The 1,000-nt window shown below is 50.5% G+C and carries 2 tRNA genes and 1 rRNA gene; all 3 read left to right on the forward strand.

The features are described from left to right. Positions 1 to 378 (forward strand): 16S ribosomal RNA (locus EDD77_RS17910); the annotation flags it as partial. Between the two features lie 143 nt (positions 379 to 521). Further along, positions 522 to 597 (forward strand) — tRNA-Ala (locus EDD77_RS17915). Between the two features lie 3 nt (positions 598 to 600). Then, positions 601 to 677 (forward strand) — tRNA-Ile (locus tag EDD77_RS17920). The last annotated feature ends 323 nt before the right edge of the window (positions 678 to 1,000 follow it).

The following is a 1,000-nucleotide window of genomic DNA, read 5'->3' on the forward strand; positions in this document are numbered from 1 at the left end:
GACAAAACGGAGGAAGGTGGGGATGACGTCAAATCATCATGCCCTTTATGACCTGGGCTACACACGTACTACAATGGCAATTAACAAAGAGAAGCAAAGCCGCGAGGTGGAGCAAACCTCATAAAAATTGTCTCAGTTCAGATTGCAGGCTGCAACTCGCCTGCATGAAGTCGGAATTGCTAGTAATCGCGGATCAGCATGCCGCGGTGAATACGTTCCCGGGCCTTGTACACACCGCCCGTCACACCATGAGAGCCGGGGGGACCCGAAGTCCGTAGCCTAACCGCAAGGAGGGCGCGGCCGAAGGTAAAACTGGTGATTGGGGTGAAGTCGTAACAAGGTAGCCGTATCGGAAGGTGCGGCTGGATCACCTCCTTTCTAGGGAGTCAGACGGCCACGAAAGACTGGTTTCTTTCGTTGGACGGACAGGTTGCTGTGAGAGCATTCGATATTGTTCAATTTTGAGGGCCCTGTAAAAAGGATACCTCAAAAAGATAAGCGAGACCGAAACGCGAAAGCGTGGGGGTATAGCTCAGCTGGGAGAGCACCTGCTTTGCAAGCAGGGGGTCAAGAGTTCGAGCCTCTTTATCTCCACCATATGGGCTCATAGCTCAGGTGGTTAGAGCGCGCGCCTGATAAGCGCGAGGTCGGTGGTTCGAGTCCACTTGAGCCCACCACTTCTGTGGAAACACAGAGGTCAGCAAGCTAATCTTGCTTATCGCGCTTATACGAAGCGAAAGCGGAGTATAAGCAATCCTCAGTCGGGGGTTCATTCCTCCACTGACCTGCCGCACAACGCACAGATGCGATTTGCGAAGCAAATTGCAGACTGCAAGCGGAGCGCAGCAGGATGCACCTTGAAAACTGAATAATAACTGCGAAATGAGATACAAAGTAAAATGTTATTAACTACAATTTTGTTTTGATCTTGTTGGCAAATTAGGAGAATCAATAAAGCATAAATACGGTCAAGCTAAAAAGGGCGCAGGGCGAATGCCTT

It is taken from the genome of Allofournierella massiliensis, assembly GCF_004345265.1.
Lineage (GTDB): Bacteria > Bacillota > Clostridia > Oscillospirales > Ruminococcaceae > Allofournierella > Allofournierella massiliensis.